This window comes from Streptomyces sp. NPDC089915, assembly GCF_040684675.1.
In the GTDB taxonomy this organism is placed as follows: Bacteria; Actinomycetota; Actinomycetes; order Streptomycetales; family Streptomycetaceae; genus Streptomyces.
Genome location: NZ_JBFBGN010000337.1, coordinates 1 through 1,826, shown reverse-complemented (window position 1 = coordinate 1,826; position 1,826 = coordinate 1). Strand labels below are relative to the sequence as shown.

Below are 1,826 nucleotides of genomic sequence, written 5' to 3'. Positions count from 1 at the left end.
TACTTCCCGGTGCCGCCGGTGATCGCGTTGTCGAAGGGACCCTGGTCGAGGTAGTTGAAGTACATCCCCTGCACGGTGAGCTGGCCGCCCGGCAGGACGTAGGTCACGACGCACTGCTCCGCTTCATCGGCGCCGCCCCGGGTGGTGGTGCAGATGCCGTGGGTCTCGCCGACCTTCTTGTGCGCCTTGTCGAAGAGGTCCGAACGGACGACGACTTGATCGCCCTGCGAGACGCTGCCGGGGGTGACGGGGAAGCGGGTCAGCTGCTGTACCTCGGCCAGCACCGTGATGGTGCGGCCCTTGTCCTCGGAGGGGGCGGAGAACCCGGTGTCCGTCGAGGCGGCCGCGACGGGGGTGCAGGCGAGGAGGGTGACCAGCGTGGCCGCGCCGAGGCCGGCCGCTCTGATGGAACGCATCTTACGACTCCTGAGGTTGATGTTCAGGAATGTTCGAATGGTGAACTTCCATCCGATTTCTTCGATTCCCTTCATAACCTCGACGCCGCCGCGCGGCGGAGCACCTCGGCACGACCCACCGGCACATCCAGCCGGTCGGACCAAGCCCAGGGTCCCGGCGCAGGAGTACTCCTCCGGCCCGCTCCGGGGGGTCAGGGGGTGATGAAGTCGGTGGTGTGGTCGGTGACCCAGTCGGTGAAGGGGCGGGCGGGGCGGCCGGTGAGGTCCTCGACGGTGTGGGTGGTGGGGACGGGCTTTCCGTCGTTGGATTCCCACCAGTTCAGGAGGGCGTCGGCGTAGTGGCCGGGGAGGCGGTCGGCCATCTCGTGCTTCCACTGGTCCCGGGTGACCTGGTCGGTCGTGACCGGTCGGCCCGTGACGGCCGCGATGTGGTCGATCTGCTCGGCGAAGGTCAGCGATTCGGGGCCGGAGAGGGTGAACTGACCGCCGCGGTGCCGGGGTTCGGTGAGGACGGCGTGGGCGGACGCGGCGACGTCGGTCTCGTGGATGGGGTCGCTGTGGGCTTCGGGGAACGGGAGGCTGACGGGCCTGCCGGCCTTGATGGGCCAGGCCCAGGCGCCGGCGTTGGAGGCGAAGGAGCCGGGCCGCAGGATCGTGGTGGTGACCGGGGAGGCTAGCAGGGCCTTCTCCACGTCGAGGTGGGAGGTGGCGAGCGGGTCGTTCTCGGCGTCGGGGCCGAGCACGGAGGAGGAGGAGAGCAGCACGATGTGCTCGACCCCGGCCGTACGGGCGTGGTCGATGAACTCGGTGATGTGGTCGGCGGAGGCGTAGAGGAAGACGGCGGTGACTTCGGCCAGGGCGGCGGGGAAGGTCCGTGGGTCGGTGAGGTCGAGACGGAGAGGTCGAGACGGACCGGGCGGGGTGAGGGCCTCGGGACGTGCGGAGCCGAGCCGGACGGGCAGGCCGTCGTCGTGGAGCATGCGCGTCAGGTGGGTGGCGACGGCGCCGCGGCTTCCGGTGACGAGGATCATGGCGATTCCTTCTTTCTGCTGGTCAGGGGGGTTTGGGGGTCAGGTGTCAGTGGTGCTGGGGCTGGGCCGTGCGGGGCAGGAGGCGGACCAGGCAGCAGCAGGCGGGACATGGCGGTGGTGCTGGTCATGTGCGGTACTTCCAGAGCGGGACGAACGGCATTCGTCGCGAACGGCGTTCGTTCCGACGGTAGGGAACGAACGCTGTTCGTGTCAAACGTTGTTCGTCCCGGGCTAGGATTTCCTCATGAGCACGCAGCCGGTAAGCCGCCGCGCACGCCCCGCGAAGGCCCCCCTCAGCCGCGACGCGATCGTGCGCACGGGACTTGAGATCCTCGACCGTGACGGCCTGGACGCCCTGACCATGCGCCGCGTCGCCAAG

Annotated in this window: 2 protein-coding genes; both read right to left on the bottom strand. The window is 69.2% G+C overall.

Annotation, left to right across the window (positions count from 1 at the left end; all coding sequences use genetic code 11):
- Nucleotides 1–416 (bottom strand): hypothetical protein (locus AB0O29_RS35555; RefSeq protein ID WP_365160479.1); only part of this gene is annotated, 416 nt, incomplete at its 3' end.
- A 191-nt stretch (nucleotides 417–607) separates the two neighbouring features.
- A complete protein-coding gene (locus AB0O29_RS35550; RefSeq protein ID WP_365160476.1) occupies nucleotides 608–1,447 on the bottom strand; it encodes an NAD(P)H-binding protein in 840 nt (279 codons plus the stop codon).
- Between the last annotated feature and the right edge of the window lie 379 nt (nucleotides 1,448–1,826).

Bases quoted from the DNA above. Each gene is read 5' to 3' on its own strand.
- AB0O29_RS35550 (WP_365160476.1), bottom strand. From the start codon at position 1,447: ATGATCCTCGTCACCGGAAGCCGCGGCGCCGTCGCCACCCACCTGACG.